The sequence below is a fragment of the Rhodopirellula baltica SH 1 genome, from assembly GCF_000196115.1.
GTDB classification, from domain to species: domain Bacteria; phylum Planctomycetota; class Planctomycetia; order Pirellulales; family Pirellulaceae; genus Rhodopirellula; species Rhodopirellula baltica.
Window position 1 is genome coordinate 3,803,236 of sequence record NC_005027.1, and the last position, 18,001, is coordinate 3,821,236.

Sequence of the window (18,001 nt, forward strand, 5' to 3'; positions counted from 1 at the left end):
CCATGTCGTCGCGTCGCCGAGTCGTCGTCACCGGAATCGGTATGATCAACCCAATGGGTTGGGATGTCGCCACCGTTTGGTCTGGCCTGCAAGAAAGCGGCAGTGGCGTTGCGCCCACGACGCTGTTCAACGCCAGCGGTTTCCCCACGCGAATCAGTGCGGAAATCAAAAACTGGGACATCACCAAAGCGGTTGAAGACGGTGAAAAACACGTCCAACGCGGACGTCACACGCAATTTGCGATTGCGGCTGCCACTCAAGCGATGAAGGACAGCGGTGTCCTGTCGTCGATCAAGGATCCCACGCGAATCGGCGTTTATTTGGGCAGTGGTGAAGGCAACCAAGACTTCAACACGTTCAGCAAAATGATGGTTGCGGCACTGGCCGACGGAACCTACGACCCAACCAAGTTCATTGCCGCCGGATTGAGCCTGCTCGATCCAGCCAAAGAACTGGAACAAGAACCGAATATGCCCGCGGCGCACCTCGCCGCCCGCTTCAACGCACAGGGCCCAAACTTCAACTGCCTGACCGCATGTGCGGCCAGCAGCCAAGCCGTTGGCGAAGCCACCGAAATCATCCGTCGCGGCGAAGCCGATGCGATGTTGGCGGGCGGAACGCACAGCATGATTCACCCGTTTGGTGTGACCGGATTCAACTTGCTGACGGCGTTGAGCGAAAGCAACGACGATCCGACCAAGGCCAGTCGCCCCTTTGACGCGGGCCGCAACGGTTTTGTGCTGGGTGAAGGCTCCGCCATGGTCGTGCTGGAAGAACTCGAATCAGCCAAGAAACGTGGTGCAACGATCTACGGGGAAGTTGCCGGCTACGGCACAACCGCCGACGCCTATCGCATCACCGACATCCCGCCGGACGGTCACGGCGGCATCGGGTCCATGCGAATGGCAATCGCCGACGCGGGACTCAATCCGTCCGACATCGGTTACGTCAACGCTCACGGAACCAGCACCAAAGTCAACGACCGCGTTGAAACCAAAGCTTGTCGCGAGGTGTTTGGCGAGCATGCCGAACAGACTCCCGTTAGCAGCACCAAGAGCATGATGGGCCACCTGATCGCGGCCGCGGGTGTGACCGAGATGATCGTGTGCCTGATGGCGATTCGCGATTCGGTTTTGCCGCCGACGATCAACCAAGAGACACCGGACCCGGACTGCGATTTGGACTACGTGCCCAATGAAGCTCGCCCAGCCGAGATCAAACACGCACTGAACAACAGCTTCGGCTTTGGTGGCCAAAACGTGACGCTGTGCCTGAGCCGCTTCGACGGCTAAGCAATCAGCAGGAAACAAGCGTCAGGCACCGGCGGACTTGGAAGCCCGTCTTACGGCCGATCTGTTTTCCGGTCGATACCGAGGAGAGAATAAACGCGTTCAACGGCCTGAATGGCCGACGCAAATCCCCGCTGGTTCTAGAACCGGCGATCGACCGCGAAATCAGCGATCGTCTTCAATGATTCCAAGGCTGACGAAGGAGCGAATCCGCTGATCGCTTCAATGGCACTCCGACGATAGGACTCGGCAACCTTTCGCGTGTATTCTGCCGCATCGCTCTTTCGCAGCAACGGCATCACTCGCGCGAGCCGATCTTCCGGCGACAAACGCAACGCATCCAACGCAGCGGTCGCGACCGTGGTGTCTTCATGACGCAGCAGCCTGATCAACGGCAGCGTGATTTTACCCTGCTGCAGATCGGTTCCCAACGTTTTGCCCACGTCGTCGTCGTCACCCCACAAGTCGAGAAAATCGTCCGCGATTTGGAAGGCGATGCCCAGATCGTTGCCAAACCGAGCAAACGCTTCGACTTGGCTCTCATCGCCGCCACTGAGATCCGCACCAATCTGACATGATACGCGAGTCAACTCGGCCGTTTTACCGCGAATGATGTCGAGATAGGTTTCTTCATCGATATCCAGCCAATCGCGTCCGAGAACTTGACGCAGTTCGCCTTCGCAAACCTTCTGGGCCGCTTGGCCAACCAAACGACATGCCAGCGTCGACGGCAGCGTCGCGGCAAGATAGAAACTCTGAGCGAACAGATAATCGCCCAGCAAAATGCTGGTGTCGTCGTTCCAACGAGCATTGATCGTGGGGACATGTCGACGCGTTGCTGCTTTGTCCAAAACATCATCATGGATCAGCGTCGCGGTGTGAACCATTTCGACAACCGTCGCCATCACGATGTGATCTTCGGTCGTAGCCAATTCTTCAGTCGTCAAAGGGTTTTTCGACGTCCGATCGGCGTGCATCGCGGCCCCCGAAAGCAACAGCAACGCCGGACGCAGACGCTTTCCGCCCAACTGTGTTCCGTGACGCAGAACTGGCACCAGCGCTTCGTAGCGAGATTGCAATTCGCGATGCAGACGAGCGTCGACGGCGGCCAAAGATTCCACAATCGGTGCGTAGATCGATCGAAGCGGACTGACTTCCCCGCTCGTGCCATGCGCACTGGAGACTGCATCCGAAGAGGCAACGGATGAGTCAGAATCGGCCGTTCGCTTAGAGACGGTGGATTTCGAAGACGGAGGGACCACAGACCGATCCATGACGCGACCAGTGAAACTAGACAAAAACAGAAAACCGCCAATCATCAGGCGACAGGGCATTTCTGAATACCCCCGTACGACTTAAACCGAAGGCAAGCCCCGAGGACAACCTCGAATTCTCAGCTGAAAATGCATTCCGCTGATTCACCTGCGGCGAGCTCAGGCTTTGTCGCCTGTGTCTCGACGAAAGTCGCCGCTCTTCCCACCGGATTTCGACTCCAGCCGCACTTGGTCGATGACCATCGCTCGATCGACCGATTTCAGCATGTCGTACACGGTCAGAGCGGCGGTGCTGGCGGCGGTCAGACTTTCCATCTCGATGCCGGTTTTCGCCGTCGTGCGAGCCGTCGCGGTGCATCGAAGCGTCTGGTTCGCGACCGCATCATCATCAGAATCAGATTCATCCACCCAATCAAAGTCGATGGACACCGCTTCGATCGGAATCGCATGGCAAAGAGGAATCAAATGCGACGTCCACTTCGCACCAGCGATTCCCGCCAACCTTGCCACGGCCAAGACATCGCCTTTCTTGGTATCGCCGCGACGGATCGCTTCGGCAGCATCCGCTGACATGTGAATCCTCGCTGAGGCAACCGCCTCGCGAACGGTGATGTCTTTGCCGGTCACGTCGACCATATGGACTTCTCCCGCAGCGTTGAAATGAGTCGAACGTGGATCGGGTTTCATGGCAAAATTGAATCGGCGACGGCTATCGGAAGAAGCTTGATGGCGGACTGACCAGCGCGAAATGCATTGCGGCCGCATCAGCATCGGTTTTGAGCAGTTTTAGCCGCATGCCGCATGAGCACAACCAAAGCCGCGTGCGCATTCGGAGCTGCTAGCCTCAATCGAACTTCGCCGCCGCGGTCCGGCTGCACGCAAACGCGGTCCTGGCGGCTCGCACGATGATTCCGCCACAGGCGATGCCTGTCGGTGCCCTACTCGGGTGGGCGTGGGGAACCAAACCGTTATCTACGGCATCCAATCAAAAAGATTTGGGAAAGTTTTTTTGCGAATGTTGATTGATGTTGACACGGAAAACACGTGGTTCGAGCAGTCGATTCGCTGATAGTGATTGTTCGCGATGAATCACATTAAAGAGTTGACCCGGATTTACTCGACACTATGTCTCGGAAGGGAGCAGTTTGGCTTCGGCTGAAACGCTCCCGGACACCCAGGGGGGAATTCTGGGAAAAGGTGCTTCGGTGTCTCACCGCCGCGGGAAGGGTTCGTCATGACGACGGATCACGATCGCACAGGTGATTCCTAGCACTGCCAACGGGCGATCTCAGCCGATCGTTCCGCACCAACAAATCGTATTGCATGAACCATGCGTCAGGATGACGCGTGGGGAATGAAACGAGTGCGATGTTGCGGAACGCTGGGCCGAGTGTCACTTGAAGGCTTTCTGTGTTCTTCCCGCCGGTTGCACACCCATGCAGTCGTTTGAACAGACTCATTACATTTTCATCGCGAGAATCCCGAATCGGAAAGCGTTCAGCAGGACGCGAGCCGGCAGGCCCAGACCCAGCGTTTGACAACCTCAACCATCATCAATCAAAGCACGACCCACCGTGAACAGATTGGTTCCCAACGAGATTTTTCGTTGAGAGCGTGTGGATGAGAACGGAGAGCGAAAGAAGGGCCACAGGGGCAATGGTTACCGACGCACCATTGTTCCAAGGGAAGAATCAACGAGGCGTTTTGGAGCACCTAGTATGAAGGTCTTCACAACTGGACAGGTCGCCAAGATCTGTAAAGTTGCCCCACGAACTGTTAGTAAATGGTTCGATTCGGGGCGTTTGAAAGGCTACCGCATTCCTGGATCGCAAGATCGGCGGATCCCGCGGGAGTATTTGATCAAATTCTTGAAAGAGCATGGTATGCCCCTGGGCGACCTGGAAGACGAAGCGATGGCAAAGTGCCTGATCGTCGCCCAGGACCAAGTTCTCATCGAGAACCTGAAGCGTGAATTGCCACCCGAGAAATCGTTCAAAGTCGCTGTTGCAGCCAGCGGATTTGAAGCCGGCATTCAAGCCGAAAGCTTCAATCCAGACTGCATCATCGTGGACTTTTCGATCGGTAAAATCGAAGCGGTTCAGATTTGCCAAAACCTGCGAAAGAACATCGATTTCACCGATATCGTGTTGATTGCGTTGCTGCCAGATGATGGCCAACCAATGAGCTTCGATCGCAGCAGCATCAACGAAACGTTCAAAAAACCGTTCGACGCCCACTTGTTGGCAGAACGTTTGCGAACTCTCGTCGGAGCAAAGAAGGAGTTGGTCTAAGACCGACTCAGAAGGGCCTTTGTGCCACCCCGCCTCGACGCCCTTCATGCGAACCCGCTCGCATGAAGGGCGTTTTTCGTTGGCCTGGTGCCCTTGGAGTGATTCGCCGCCCCATCTCGATCATCCGCTGTGACCTCAGCGGCCCGGTGGCGTTCACGGCTCCCCTTGCGGTTGAGCCGGCAATCCACAGCGAACGACGGGTCTGTGATGGTGGTCCACACTCTGCTGGACTTGGGAATTGCGTCGCGGCGCCGCGCTTCCATCGGAACGCGTGAATGAATGCACAGTCCGCTCCGCCGAATCGAGATCGCCTGCCGAAATCACCCTGCCGAAATCACCTCGCCAGGGTCACCTCGTTTTGGGTTCTCGTTGGAGTGGCTACACTAGCGCGTCGCGACGGACAAAGATCCATTGCATCCTTGATCCGCTAAAACAGCTTTTGTGAAATTGCGAGTTCTCGCGAGCCGTGCCCGCCTTCCACTCATTCATCTCATGGCCCATCTCACTTCTTCCATCGACGGCAATCCTTCGGGCACTTTCCAGTTGGACCGTGACGAAATGCAAGTGGGCCGCCATCCCGACTGCGATATCGTGGTCGACGCAGGAGCGGTCAGTCGCTATCACGCGAAAATCACGAAGAAGGGCAACGAGTTCGCGGTCGAAGACGCCGGCAGCCGAAACGGAACCTTCGTCAACGGCCAACTTCTTTCACGCCCCCATGTGCTCTCCGAAGGAGACCGAATCCGAATCAGCGAAGTCGTGCTTGTCTTCCACGGCGACGAGGTCCCCGGTTTCGCCAGCGGAGGTGGCAGCGGCGAAATGACGTTCGACGGATCCAACTTTGGGATCCTGATGGTCGATGAGACTCACGCCAAGCAGATCACCGGCCCCAAAGTCGAGTTTCGATCGGGCGATGATGGCTTGAAAATGTCAGCGACGGCGGAAGCCAAGCTGGCCGCACTGATCGCAATCAACAGCAACCTGACCGGCGCCATTTCCGTCGACGATGTGCTGCCCAAAGTGCTTTCGAGTTTGTTTCAAATCTTCCCGTCAGCCGACCGCGGTTTTGTGGTCATGGAAACTCCCGATGGAGCATTGGTGCCACGTTGGGTCCAACTAAGAAACAAAACCGACGACACCGAAACGATTCGCATCAGCCGAACAATCATCCGCCAAACGATGGAAACGGGCCACACGATCTTATCCCTCGACGCGATGGATGACAGTCGGTTCGACAGCAGCGAATCAATCGCTGACTTTTCGATCCGTTCCATGATGTGTGCACCGCTTCACGATGAGGACGGCAAAGCCATCGGCGCATTGCAAATCGATTCCACCCAAGGTCGCGGCCAGTTTCGAGACGAAGACATTGACCTGCTGACCGGCATCGCTGCTCAAGCCAGCGTGGTCATCAACAACGCGCGCATGCACGAACAAGCATTGCGACAACAAGAAGTCGAACAAGACCTCAAGCTCGCAACGGAAGTTCAGCGAGCCTTCCTTCCCGCGGAAGCGCCCCAGGTTCCCACGTACCACCTCGAAAGTTTTTACCAAGCGGCCAACCACATCGGCGGCGACTACTTTGACTACGTCGATTTGCCGGATGGACGCCTCGCGGTAGTCGTGGCGGATGTCGTCGGTCATGGCGTGGCCGCGGCGATGTACATGGCCAAACTATCCGCGGAAACTCGGTTCTGTCTCGCCAGCGAACCGGATCTCGCTCGAGCGGTCGAACGACTCAACGATCGCATGAGCGCTCTCGAAGTCCAACGCTTCGTGACTTACCTGTTGGTGGTGATTGACCCTCAATCCAATGAACTGAAAATCGTCAACGCGGGCCACATGCCGCCGATCGTTCGCGATGCGGTGTCCGGCCAAATCAGCGAACCGGGTGATGAGGACTCGGGACTGCCCATCGCAATTGACGAAGGCATGGAATACGCGGTGACCACCGTTCCAATGCATGCCGGCGATCTGGCGCTAATGTACACCGATGGATTCAGCGAAGCACTCAACGCGAAAGAGGAAGAGTGGGGCACCGATCCACTTCGTCAGATTGTGCTCAAAGCTGTTCCTTCCAAAGAAGACGATGAGCCACTGGCCAAAGTGGTCAAGAATGAAATCGTTCGTCAAGCGTTTGAACACATGGGCGGCGCGGTGCAGTTCGACGACATGTGCATGGTCATCATCGAACGAACCGAAGATGCCGCTGCGGGTGCGCCCCGATCGCAACCCGCCGCTGCCCAGTCGGATGAAGACGAACCGCAAGTCTCCAAACAATCCGAAACGATCAACGAGCTGGATATCAACGACACCTTGCCAGCCGACTTGTCCGAAAATCACTGACAATCTTTTAACAACCACGTATTCGAACATGACCAAGTCAATCTGCCGCTGGGGAATTCTAGGCGCAGCGAACATCGCTCGCAAAAACTGGAAAGCCATCCGGATGAGCGGCAACGGAGTTGTCGCTGCTGTCGCCAGTCGAGACGTGCAGCGAGCCGAAGCTTTCATTCACGATTGCTCGCTTGAATGCCCGCCCGTGATCACCGGACCAGACGGATCGGCCGAACTGACTCGCCCCGAAGCCATCGGTGATTACCAAGCTTTACTAAACCGCGACGACATCGACGCGGTTTACATCGCCTTGCCAACCACACACCGCAAAAAGTGGGTTCTTGCTGCCGCCGCTGCGGGGAAGCACGTGATCGCCGAAAAACCGTTCGCGGTCCATGCTGAAGATGCCATTGAAATGGCCGATGCCTGTCGCGAAGCGGGCGTGAATTTGATGGACGGCGTGATGTTTGATCATTCCAGCCGACTACCCGAACTGAAGCACACGCTGACCGACCCCGTCGCGTTTGGCGATCTCAAACGAATCCAAACGCATTTCTCGTTTTGCGGCGACGACTCGTTCGAAGAAGCCAACATTCGCGCCAGCGCCGATCTCGAACCACACGGCGCACTCGGCGACCTTGGCTGGTACTGCATTCGATTCACGCTCTGGGCAGCCGGCGATCGATTGCCGACTGCCGTCAGTGGCCAGTCGACGGTTCGCTTGGACGATGGACGTGTGCCTGGCGAATTCCAAGGCGAAATGCGTTTCGATGACGGACTGACCGCGGGCTTTTTCTGTTCGTTCTTTTGCGTCAACCAACAAACGGCAACGCTCTCTGGTAACCGCGGCTACGCAACGTTGAACGATTTTGTATTGCCGTTTAGTGGATCGGAATCCAGTTGGGAGACACACCAGCACGAACTGTTCATTGACAACTGCCGCTGGAACTTTGGCGAGCATAGTCGCAAACACGGCGTCACCGAACACGCCAGCGGCGAAGCGGACTCGCAAGAGACTCGAATGTTTCGACACTTCGCTGATGAAGTCTTGCATCGCCGAGTTGAAGCTCGCTCGTCGGAGATTGCGGTCAAGACTCAGCAAGTGCTTGACGCGTTGCGTCGCAGCGACGCAGATGAAAGCCGCTGGGTCAAGCTTTAGCAATCGCTCGAAACCAACGTTGCCAATCGGCTTCGGCCGATCGAGCAGGCATTCCTTTCAGCTTGGCTTCTCGTAGAACTTGCTGATATCCAGCTCTTGCTTCTGCTCTTGCTCCATCAACTTCAAACGTGATTCCAAACGTTCGATGCGCCGGAGCAATTGCGGGATGGTATCGCGATCTTCTGTCACTCGAACAGGTCGAGGCACCGGCGGATAACCAAGGTGCCGCTGCATCGCGCCAAACAGATACACCGGGTCTTTACGTCGGTTTGCGAGCGCGATGCGACCTTCTTTTTCGCCAAATAGAAACGGCCCTTTCTGGCTGACGTCTTGGTCAGCTTCCACCAACCGACGGCGATACTCCTCGCTGCTCAAGAACAGCAAGTCAGCCAGATCGACCAAGCCCACTTGGGCTCGCAAATTCAGCAACCACTGCGCCCAAGATTGGTCGTAAACCGGGTCCCTGCTCATTGCCAATAAACCGGCGTCGTATCCCAATCGATTTCGCGAAAGCGTTTCAAACTGAAAGAAGAAGAATCCGCAGCGACAATGCTGCAGAATGGCTTCCGGAGTGGTCGGTCCGCGATGATGCGAACTGGCTCGAGCGGGCTGAATCGAATCCGACTCGATCGCTTCCATCTGCTCACTGAATTGAGAACGCAACTTCGCATCGGCCTGCAGGATTTGCAAAGCCAAGTGAATGGTGAATCGACCGGCCTCTTCTTCGGACTCATTGACAAGGTAAGTCTGAAAGGGCGAAAAGTAGTGCGACAATCGCTCCATCGCCGGCCCCATCAAACCGGTGTGCCGCAGTTCCGTCAGCATGAACTCGATCGCCATTGGCAACCGAGTGGTCGCAAGCAGCTCGTGCCGCAATTGCTCCAGCAGCTCCTGCATCGGCGTTTGCTCGGCGATGCGTTGTCGTAGCAGATCGAACAAGTACGCTTGTTCAACATATTCAGAGTGCGGCAGCATCAAGAATCTTCAAAGAGAAGCGTGTTGTCGTTTCCAATAGCTTAGCGGATAAGCGGCGAACTCGAATCCGCCCGCCAAAGTAGCGATCCGGCAATGTTCTGTAGAACCCCGCCCATGGCAGAGACAATGCAATTTACAAATGCCGTGCTTCGCAAGGTTGAATTCACCCTCCTGTACGCAGTTGGGGAGGGTCGGAATGCGAGCGTTCAGTGAGAATTCCGGGGAGGGGAGTGCGCACCTTTTCTCATGCCCGGCCCACCCCATACGTCTGTCCAGCATCACTCCCGCCTTGGCTTCATCCTCGACGTTACAATAGCAGGCAGGGTTTTGTCGGATGTGTCATAGGAGAACGAGCGAGATGAGTACGGCACTGCAATTGTCACTCGAAGAATACGACCGGATGATTGCTGCGGGAGCATTCGTCGGTATGGACCGACACATCGAATTGATTCGTGGGGAGTTGCGCCAGATGAATCCAGCAGGACCGGTTCACGGGGATTTGATCATGTACTTACTTGATTGGTCTCACGATCAGGCGGATCGCTCCGCTTTTCTTGTAACCGGCCGATCTGGCGTGAACATGCCTGAAGTGGGCAGTCGTCCTGAACCAGACGTGTTCTGGATCCATCGCAGACGCTACCGCGACCGACATCCTGGAGTGAGTGATGTTGTTCTCGCGATTGAGGTGGCCGATTCCAGCTTGCAGTATGACTTGGGCGAGAAAGCAGACTTATACGCGGAGGCAGGACTCGCCGAGTACTGGGTCTTCGATGTACCGCATCAACGACTGCACGTGATGCGTGAACCAACCGGCAAAGCATACAACCATCGCGAAATCTTTCAGATTGGCGATTCAGCCTCTCCATCGATCCAACCCACCGCGACCCTGGACCTGCAAGATTTATTTGAAGGTGAATAAAAACGCTTGACGCCGCCCTCCGCATGCCAATACATTGGCACGTGTTAACTCATTAACACGTGCGGCATATCATTGGCAATGGCGAAAAAGAAACTGGCTGAACCTGCAAAACTAGGAGCCCGCGAACGGCAGATTCTGGATGCCGTCTATCACCTTGGGCAGGCTTCAGTCGCTGATGTGAGGTCGCAACTGAACGACCCGCCGAGCTACTCCTCCGTTCGCACAATGATGGGAATCCTGGAAACGAAGGGATTTCTGCGGAGGCATCGTGATGGAGTTCGCCACCTCTATTCGGCAACTCGATCTCGCGAGAAAGCGGGGCGATCGGCGCTGACGCACCTGATGTCGACGTTCTTCGAAGGATCCGCCAGCAAGATGATCGCCGCTTTACTGGATGAATCAGCGAGCCAATTGTCCGAAGACGAATTGGCTGAACTCCAGCAATCCATTGACCAAGCTCGCAAGCAAGGGAACTGACATGTCACTCAGCGATTGGATGTTCGACGTATCGATGAAGTCATTCATCGTGATGGCGATCGTGAGTTTGATGGTGCTGGTGTTTCACCGATCCTCCGCAGCCGTTCGCCACCGAATCTGGACCCTTGGTTTGTGTGGGACGCTTTGCATCCCTTTGCTCACATGCCTGTTACCGAGCTATCAAGTCGCTGTTCTGCCGCCAACATCCGTTGCGTCGGTTGCGACAATCGCTTCGACCAATTCAACGGCCGACGAAAGCGAAATGCTCGAACCGCTTCTTGTTAGCGATCCCCCGCAGCAGTCACCCAGTGCGTTGCCCGATGCGACTGTCATCAATGTCGCATCCGAGGCAGAGTCGGCACATCAACCAGACCGTGCATCGGCACCGTCAATTCTGATGCCTCCTTTGGTTCAAACGCCCGCAGCAAGCGATTCGTTGTGGATTGTGCTGTACCTGATTGGTACCACTGTGTTGTTGACAACTTGGTTGCTTCGTCAATTTCGGACGCTGAACTGGATCTCCAACGCGCATCCTGTTGACGAGCCAAATGTGCTCTCGTTGTTGTCAGAGATTCGCAAAGATTGGATGGAACGAAACGCCTCGAGTCGATCTCCACAGGTCTCGCTGTTGCACCGAGAAGATCTGTCGATGCCATGTGCAGCAGGAATTTTCCGACCAGTCATTCTCCTTCCGACCGAATGTTTGACTTGGCCGCAAGAACGCCTGAGGTCAGTCCTGCTTCATGAGCTGGCTCATGTTGTTCGGCGTGATTTGCTGACTCAATCATTGGCCGAGATCTGCCGCGCCGTCTATTGGTTCAATCCTTTCGTCTGGCTCGCCGTCGCACGGCTGCATGTTGAACGCGAACAGGCTTGCGATGATCACGTCCTTCGCTCGGGCGTCGTTGCCAGCGAATACGCCGAAACACTGCTCGATGTCGCACGTGATTATCGCCGCTCCCATCATGCGATCGGACTCGCAATGGCACGCCCCAACGCTTTGCAACAACGCATCGTCTCACTGCTGGATGCGACACGATCACGCATCGCAGTCAACCGATCCGTTGCACTTGGCGTGCTGGTTGCCATCACAATGATCAGCGGTGCGGTCTCTGTGTTGCGTCCCAGTTCGATGGCGGATGAACCAACCAAAGTCGCCGAACAAACAGAGGAACTAGGAGTCCAAACCCGTGGCATTGGTGTTTCGACGGAGGTCCTTTTGCGTGGAACGGTGGTTGATTCAAAAGGCATCCCTGTTCCCGATCCACAGATCGAAATCACGCTTCATCTCGCGAGTGGCAACAGACGCCTCAAGCCAACGATCAGTGGCAATTCCTTCGAGACTTGGTTGCCGGCCTCAAGATTAAGCTGGTACGGCTTCCATGTAGATGTTCGCCGAGATGGCACCAGCGACGAACGCGCCTTTCACTCTGTCAGTCGCCGTGAACTTCGTGGCTTCCTCGAAGGTGGCATGAACATCCAGCTACAACGTCCGACAGGTTTCACCGAGATCCATGTCACCGAAAAGAACCAACCCGTTCCAAACGCAAACGTGCAGGTTCAAATTGCATTCGGTCGAACCGCTCGCGAGAAAACCGACCGCAACGGAATGGCTCGAATCGGTCTCTACGAAAACAAAAGGCTGTCGTCCATCACGGCGTGGACCGCGGACCATCGCGTCGGCGGCTATCAATTCAGTCGCCAACCCGTGCGAGATGGCAACGCCCCGGTTCACTACGTTGAACTCTCAAAATGCCGCGACCAAACCATTCGCATGGTTGACGAAGATGGCGCCGGTATTGAGGGCGTCGAATTCCGAATGCAACTGGCAACTCCCGTCCCGCACGTCAACTACATCGGTACAACAGAGCAGTGGGAATTGAAGACCGATTCGAATGGCGAAGCCGTTTTGAAATATTTCCCGGATTGGCCGGAGGTCCATCGCTACGCCGAACTGCTCAGCCAAGATTGGTTCATTCTCAAAAAAGCGACTCCTGTCGATGACGCGCTGGTCATCACACTCAAACGTCGTGTCAAGCGTCACCGTGTGATGGGAAGCCTCAAGGGTGATCAGATAACTGTCGCCGGCTTCAGTGTTCAAGCAGGAACTTTCCAGGCAGAAACGGAAGGTCATAGCGAGCAACTTTTCGCGATCACCGATTCCCAAGGACACTTTTGGATCGACGTGCTTCCCGGAGCGACGTACAGCGTTCGCATCAACGACTCAAATTTGATCAGTGACTACTCGGACGTGCTAGCATTCGATCCAGAAACGTCGCAAGTCAATGCACCTGAACTCACCCTGCAAGAAGGTGTCGTGGCGAAGGCCAAATTGACCGCTGGCAAGGATCGGACACCCATCGCGAACGCAAGCGTGTCTTTTTGGGAAAAGCACCAATACGAATGGATGGAAGATGGAACATCCCGCACGGGTGTCACAGGGCGAAGCACTTGGGCAACCACCGATGAGGATGGAATCGCGACAATGCTCGTGCTTCCCGGCATCGTGGAAGTTTCAGCTCGTCAAAACGACTGGCGAAGTTCAGCTCGCATTGACGCTGCGGAGGACGGCGAGAACTTTGCTGAACTTCACCGAGAAATTGCGGAGTCGAGATTGGTAACGGGAAAACTGGTTCTGGCAGAAAATGCTGATGCCTCCTTGAACGACTGCGAGCTGACCATCGGTGCTATCGATGGCAAAACGTGGGACCAACGTTCGTTGCAAGTTGACGGCGACTCGGAGTTTTCCTTCGCGACCGCGGCATCGAAACTTGGCATTTGCGCCATCACTGACGACAAAAAATTCGCAGGTATCACGATTGCGAGAGACCTCACCGAACCAATCGTGGTGACGCTAAATCCGACCGAAACGATTCGTGGCCGCCTGTTGGACTCGAACGGCATTCCCGTCGCCGGCCGAACGATCATCGCTCGCGGCACCTTTGCTGATTCACTTGACAACCGAACACTCGATCCATTCACAAAGGTGTCTGCTCCTACTCAGGTGACAGTCACCAATCAAACCACAGAGTCGGATGCCGACGGGAACTATGTGATCACCGGTCTGCCGTGTTTTGTGACCACCACGATTTATGTCGAAGGCCAGGACTGGCGGCTCGACCAAGTCTATCTGCAACCTGGCGAAAAACGTCCGACGTTGGTTTCGAGACTTCACAGCACAACCCAATCAAAAGCATCCCGCAAACCCATCGTTCTACGTTGGTCAACTTTGATGCGAGACAGCAGACTGGGTGGCTATCGTTCTTTGGTCATTCTTTCGCAAGACAATGTCGAAGTGAATCAGTTCATTGATGATCACCTCTTGAACTATCGAAAGAATCGTGTTGCTGCGAAGTTCATGACACTGACTTACCATCCCAATCCCGCTGACGCCCGTTTCGCAGCGACTCAGAACTGGACCATTCCCAGTGAAAACAAACTCACTGCGATCGCCTACGATAAATCCGGAACGGAAATCGGACGGGAAACGTTTGACGCCGACGACCCGAACAGCGCCGCTCATGCAGCAGCATTCCTTCATCAACACGCCCCGGAGGATGTCGACATGGAGCAAGCTTGGAATGAAGCATTTGCAGTGGCAGAGCAAACGGATCGCCGGGTTTGGGTGCGACTGAGTGGACGCTATTGTGGCCCATGCTTCACATTCGCTCGCTGGCTGGATGACCACAGCAACGTATTGAGCAAGGACTTCGTAATGCTGAAACTGGAGCAGGGAACGAGTTCAGAGAACAGTGAAATCGTGAATCGCTTGACCGATGGAAATCATGTTGGCATCCCGTTCCACGCCATGTTCTTCGCCGACGGAACCAAAATCATCGACAGCAAGGGTCCCCTGGGAAACATCGGATCCGTGTCAGGATTTGAAGGCAAACAACACCTGAGAAAGATGCTGGAAGCCTCCTGCCAACGCATCTCACCCACCGAAATGCAATCGGTGATCTCGAGTCTGGAAGACTGACCAGAAAAGCAGCGGCTCTGCTTACAACGCGTCCGCGCGATGATGCGACAAGCGGTGATAGCGTCTGCCCGCACCTTCGGGTTGGAACGTCTGCTTCAATTCACCGCGATGCTTGCGGAACCACGATGCGACGACGGCCACACTGTGTGGTTGATCGACTCGCACACGTTGATGCCGCGACCCCAGCAAGGACTGCCACTTCTTTAGCGTCGGCCGTAGAAGCTGGTATTGGTCCCGGTCCTTGGGAGCAGAAGCGACATCAATGATCTCACCACTTCGAACCAAATACCAAATTGAACAAGCGTCGTATCCCGTCGCGGCATACACAAACGAAAAATCACGTCGGGCGTCCGCGAGGTGTCCCAACTTGCGTGAAGCGTATTGCAACGATTTGAGCGTGTCTCGAGCTCGGGATGCCAATTCGTATTGTTGATTCGCGGAAGCGGATTCCATCAATTCGCGGACGGCGACCAAGGGCTCGTCGTTGAAACCATCCAGAAAACTTTGCGCAGCGTTCACTCTTTGGACGTATTCGTCTCGGGAACACGCCGCCGCACACGGCCCCAAACAAGTTCCGATTTCCAGACGCAGACACCCCGGCCGCGGACTGAGCTCAAAGAGTGACAACTGGTCCTGGTACTGAAAGACAGTCTGCTGACTGCAGTCACGCAGCTGGAACGTTTTGTTCAGCGCGTCGACCACCGATCGCATTCTGTCGGCACCATAGAATGGTCCTTCGATGGCAACGCAATCGGTTGCCGGCGGTGAACTGGCCAGGAAGAACGTTTCCGCTGGCTTTCGTCCCAAGCACAAATAGACCGGACGATGCCGATGAGGAACGCCCTGAACATTGAACCGCGGTGTCCAACGTCGGATCAATTGCAGCTCTCGCAATTGAGCGGCGAAATCGCTGGGCTGGGTTTCCCACTGGATGGCTCTCGAGTTCTCGATGATACGACCGCCCTTTTCTTTGCGTGCGGCCTCACCGAAGTAACTCAGCAATCGGTGTCGCAACGACCGACTCTTGCCGACATAGATCAGCTCGCCATGCCGATCGAACATTCCGTAGATCCCCGGAACCGGCGGGCAAAGGGTGCGGACCTTCGCCCTCAGCCCCTTCCGATCACCGGCACCCACCATGTCACCGGGACGGCCACCGTAGGGATCCAGCGAATCAGGTCCAAAGCCTTCGATCAGATGGGAGGAAATGGCGGGGACCGGAACACGTACACCCGAAGGACAATGATCAAGGTGACCTGACGGACGTTGCCGCGCGGAACTGTCAGCAACAGGTTCGCCGCTGGAATCACTAGCCAGCTCGTACCCGGCGACGGCCTCACCGACCTGGGTGGCGTCATTCGCCCGGTCGCTGGCCTCTTCCGCAGGATTCGCTTCAGGAGTTTCGGCAACCTTCCCACCCATTTCATTCAACAGGTCAGCGGGCTGTGAATGCCGCTTCTTACGTCCTTTGCGTTTGGTCACCATCCTGATTTCGCCACCATCCATGTGAAAGCGTCGCCGGCAAATTCACCGCGAACCCTCCAATTATGCCACTTTCACCAGGGCTCTCCAAGCGGAATTTGACGCAGCACTGCGGCGGGGACTTCTCTTTCTAGGCATTTTCGTGTTCAATACCGGACTTCCCTTTCACCCCTCACAAGCTGCGCCCTGACGCTTTATGGCTACCGAGCAAACCGAAGATACGCCCCAAGAAGAAACCCCCGTCGAAATCGTTCTGCGCTACAACAAAGACGATACCGACGAGCATGGCTTCGCGTCGGTTTGGAATATTGCTTCGGCCACCTGTGACGGCGACACCGCCCGGACTCGTGACATGGCGGGACGAATGCTTGGTTTCCTTTGCAAAAAGGACTACGAGCATGTTGTCTGCAGTTCAACCGATGCATCGTACCTCGACGAATGGTTCGAACGCGACAAAGCGATCCTGTACAACTGGAAAGCCGACAGCGAAACGACCGACGCGATCACCCAGCACGCCTACGTGCCCGCTGCGGCGATGATCAGTTTCTTGAAACGAGAAAAATTCAAACCCACCGCGAACTACAGCCCGCGTCGTGCTGACCGAGTGGCTTGGTTCCAAGAAAAGTGGGGCCTCGGCTGAGCCCGATGGGCAATCCGTCCGCCCCTTCATCTTCTTCGGTCCGCTTCGCCATTTCGACGGTTCGCCTTCCCGCGAACCCTGTTGAAATTGAGTCGGAATGGAATGTGACCGAACTTGCCCCCGAGGCAACCGAAGATCTTTTGGAAGAATGTTGGGAACAGATTGATTCCCCCTATCAATCGACCAATCCACTGGCAGCGCTCCTGCAGCGTCACCTGCAACGCACTCGGCACATCTACCGCCTGGAATCGCCTGAAAATTCGCAGGCAAGTTTTCCCCCGCCAAACTGGCATGATTGGGCATGGGCTGCCAATGCTCTTTGGTGGACCCCCGAAGACAACGGCAAACCAGCGGTACTGAGCGATCCCGCCGGACGACAGCTGCATGGGCCTGGGAACTTCGATGCCGAAGCTCAAATCCCGTTTCTGCCGGAATCGCGACGAAGACGCCTTGAGTCGGAGACCGTCTTGCGAAACCGCAATCTCGACCCCGTCGACGGCACCGCTCCGCTACCCAGCAGCAGTGAAATCGAAACCTTTGCACCCGCGATCGCGGCCACGCGAATGCTGGGATTGTTTGCAGTTGCGGCTCGAGCCGAAGCGATGGCCAACAACCAGACGCTTGATCTAGACCGAGTTCGTGAGCGATCTCCCTTGGCCGCAGACGCATTGACCCCTGCGGAGAAGGATTTCTTCGATCTCATTTCGCCACCTGCCGAAATGGTTGACACCGCCGCATGGCGTTACGAATCGCTGCACACACTGCAGTGGGCCTTGCAAATGCAACCGGACCTCGATTGGCCTGACGAACGTTGCGACCTCGCCAGCGTGCTTCGCTTGATCCTGTCGCTACCACACGAAGACCTGATCGAACACGCCATTTTGCGACCGATGGAAGAGTTACTCCAAGCCGCTGATTTGCATGTTTGCTTGTGGTGGAAGCTCGCGGTTGAAGGAGCGGCGGGACGAGACGTTCCCGGTGGACTGGATCCCGGAGTGGTTGCTGAACGCGTGCACGCTCTCACATGGCTGCTGCAACTTTCGGGTTTCGTTCCTGAGGACGCCGCTGACATGTCCTGGGATCAAGTGGGCCGCGAAATTGAACGCGGCATCGTCGGCTAACGGTCACCCAAATCCTTGGCTCAACCTGCCCGAGTCGCCTTTTTGCGGCCTACTCGAT

The 18,001-nt window shown here is 55.9% G+C and carries 13 protein-coding genes; 9 read left to right on the forward strand and 4 right to left on the reverse strand.

All coding sequences use genetic code 11. The annotated features are described in order from the left end of the window. Nucleotides 1-2 precede the first annotated feature (2 nt). A complete protein-coding gene (locus tag RB_RS14635) occupies nucleotides 3-1,292 on the forward strand; it encodes a beta-ketoacyl-[acyl-carrier-protein] synthase family protein (protein WP_007326690.1) in 1,290 nt (429 codons plus the stop codon). Nucleotides 1,293-1,429: 137 nt separating this feature from the next. Here RB_RS14635 and RB_RS14640 read toward each other — a convergent pair whose 3' ends face one another. Both RB_RS14640 and moaC read right to left on the reverse strand, forming a co-directional pair. After that, nucleotides 1,430-2,410: a polyprenyl synthetase family protein gene (locus tag RB_RS14640; RefSeq protein WP_007332175.1), complete on the reverse strand. Its 981-nt coding sequence runs from the start codon at nucleotides 2,408-2,410 to the stop codon at nucleotides 1,430-1,432. Nucleotides 2,411-2,722: 312 nt separating this feature from the next. Next, nucleotides 2,723-3,250, reverse strand: coding sequence for a cyclic pyranopterin monophosphate synthase MoaC (gene moaC / locus RB_RS14645; protein WP_164922043.1), 528 nt, complete (start codon nucleotides 3,248-3,250; stop codon nucleotides 2,723-2,725). Nucleotides 3,251-4,281: 1,031 nt separating this feature from the next. Here moaC and RB_RS14655 point away from each other — a divergent pair. The 3 genes from RB_RS14655 to RB_RS14665 all read left to right on the forward strand — a co-directional run bounded on the left by RB_RS14655 (nucleotide 4,282) and on the right by RB_RS14665 (nucleotide 8,350). After that, a complete protein-coding gene (locus RB_RS14655) occupies nucleotides 4,282-4,854 on the forward strand; it encodes a helix-turn-helix domain-containing protein (protein WP_007329551.1) in 573 nt (190 codons plus the stop codon). A gap of 492 nt (nucleotides 4,855-5,346) precedes the next feature. After that, the gene (locus RB_RS14660; RefSeq protein WP_007332180.1) at nucleotides 5,347-7,200 is read left to right on the forward strand and encodes a SpoIIE family protein phosphatase; all 1,854 of its coding nucleotides are present in this window, start codon (nucleotides 5,347-5,349) and stop codon (nucleotides 7,198-7,200) included. 28 nt (nucleotides 7,201-7,228) lie between these two features. Beyond that, nucleotides 7,229-8,350 (forward strand): Gfo/Idh/MocA family protein, encoded by a 1,122-nt coding sequence (locus RB_RS14665; protein WP_011121284.1) that lies wholly within the window; start codon nucleotides 7,229-7,231, stop codon nucleotides 8,348-8,350. A 57-nt stretch (nucleotides 8,351-8,407) separates the two neighbouring features. On the opposite strand, the gene RB_RS14670 is transcribed toward RB_RS14665, so the two are convergent. Continuing rightward, complete coding sequence (locus tag RB_RS14670) at nucleotides 8,408-9,325, reverse strand: hypothetical protein (protein WP_007329547.1); 918 nt, start codon at nucleotides 9,323-9,325, stop codon at nucleotides 8,408-8,410. A gap of 358 nt (nucleotides 9,326-9,683) precedes the next feature. Here RB_RS14670 and RB_RS14680 point away from each other — a divergent pair, with 358 nt between their 5' ends. The 3 genes from RB_RS14680 to RB_RS14690 all read left to right on the forward strand — a co-directional run bounded on the left by RB_RS14680 (nucleotide 9,684) and on the right by RB_RS14690 (nucleotide 14,700). Next, complete coding sequence (locus tag RB_RS14680; protein WP_007336247.1) at nucleotides 9,684-10,244, forward strand: Uma2 family endonuclease; 561 nt, start codon at nucleotides 9,684-9,686, stop codon at nucleotides 10,242-10,244. A 78-nt stretch (nucleotides 10,245-10,322) separates the two neighbouring features. Further along, the gene (locus tag RB_RS14685; protein WP_007336246.1) at nucleotides 10,323-10,721 is read left to right on the forward strand and encodes a BlaI/MecI/CopY family transcriptional regulator; all 399 of its coding nucleotides are present in this window, start codon (nucleotides 10,323-10,325) and stop codon (nucleotides 10,719-10,721) included. Between the two features lies 1 nt (nucleotide 10,722). After that, entirely contained in the window at nucleotides 10,723-14,700 is a 3,978-nt protein-coding gene (locus RB_RS14690; RefSeq protein WP_164922044.1) for a M56 family metallopeptidase, read from the forward strand. Between the two features lie 21 nt (nucleotides 14,701-14,721). On the opposite strand, the gene RB_RS14695 is transcribed toward RB_RS14690, so the two are convergent. Next, a complete protein-coding gene (locus tag RB_RS14695) occupies nucleotides 14,722-16,206 on the reverse strand; it encodes a UvrB/UvrC motif-containing protein (RefSeq protein WP_011121290.1) in 1,485 nt (494 codons plus the stop codon). A 172-nt stretch (nucleotides 16,207-16,378) separates the two neighbouring features. Here RB_RS14695 and RB_RS14700 point away from each other — a divergent pair, with 172 nt between their 5' ends. Continuing rightward, on the forward strand, nucleotides 16,379-16,822 hold the full coding sequence (locus RB_RS14700) for a hypothetical protein (protein WP_007326661.1): 444 nt from the start codon (nucleotides 16,379-16,381) through the stop codon (nucleotides 16,820-16,822). A 104-nt stretch (nucleotides 16,823-16,926) separates the two neighbouring features. Next, nucleotides 16,927-17,943, forward strand: coding sequence for a DUF4272 domain-containing protein (locus RB_RS14705; protein ID WP_231845661.1), 1,017 nt, complete (start codon nucleotides 16,927-16,929; stop codon nucleotides 17,941-17,943). Nucleotides 17,944-18,001: the final 58 nt, after the last annotated feature.

Excerpts from the sequence above, each read along its gene's own strand:
- RB_RS14635 (WP_007326690.1), top strand. The coding sequence starts at position 3 with ATGTCGTCGCGTCGCCGAGTCGTCGTCACCGGAATCGGTATGATCAAC.
- moaC (WP_164922043.1), bottom strand. The coding sequence starts at position 3,250 with ATGAAACCCGATCCACGTTCGACTCATTTCAACGCTGCGGGAGAAGTC.
- RB_RS14655 (WP_007329551.1), top strand. The coding sequence starts at position 4,282 with ATGAAGGTCTTCACAACTGGACAGGTCGCCAAGATCTGTAAAGTTGCC.
- RB_RS14660 (WP_007332180.1), top strand. The coding sequence starts at position 5,347 with ATGGCCCATCTCACTTCTTCCATCGACGGCAATCCTTCGGGCACTTTC.
- RB_RS14665 (WP_011121284.1), top strand. The coding sequence starts at position 7,229 with ATGACCAAGTCAATCTGCCGCTGGGGAATTCTAGGCGCAGCGAACATC.
- RB_RS14670 (WP_007329547.1), bottom strand. The coding sequence starts at position 9,325 with ATGCTGCCGCACTCTGAATATGTTGAACAAGCGTACTTGTTCGATCTG.
- RB_RS14680 (WP_007336247.1), top strand. The coding sequence starts at position 9,684 with ATGAGTACGGCACTGCAATTGTCACTCGAAGAATACGACCGGATGATT.
- RB_RS14685 (WP_007336246.1), top strand. The coding sequence starts at position 10,323 with ATGGCGAAAAAGAAACTGGCTGAACCTGCAAAACTAGGAGCCCGCGAA.
- RB_RS14690 (WP_164922044.1), top strand. The coding sequence starts at position 10,723 with ATGTCACTCAGCGATTGGATGTTCGACGTATCGATGAAGTCATTCATC.
- RB_RS14695 (WP_011121290.1), bottom strand. The coding sequence starts at position 16,206 with ATGGATGGTGGCGAAATCAGGATGGTGACCAAACGCAAAGGACGTAAG.
- RB_RS14700 (WP_007326661.1), top strand. The coding sequence starts at position 16,379 with ATGGCTACCGAGCAAACCGAAGATACGCCCCAAGAAGAAACCCCCGTC.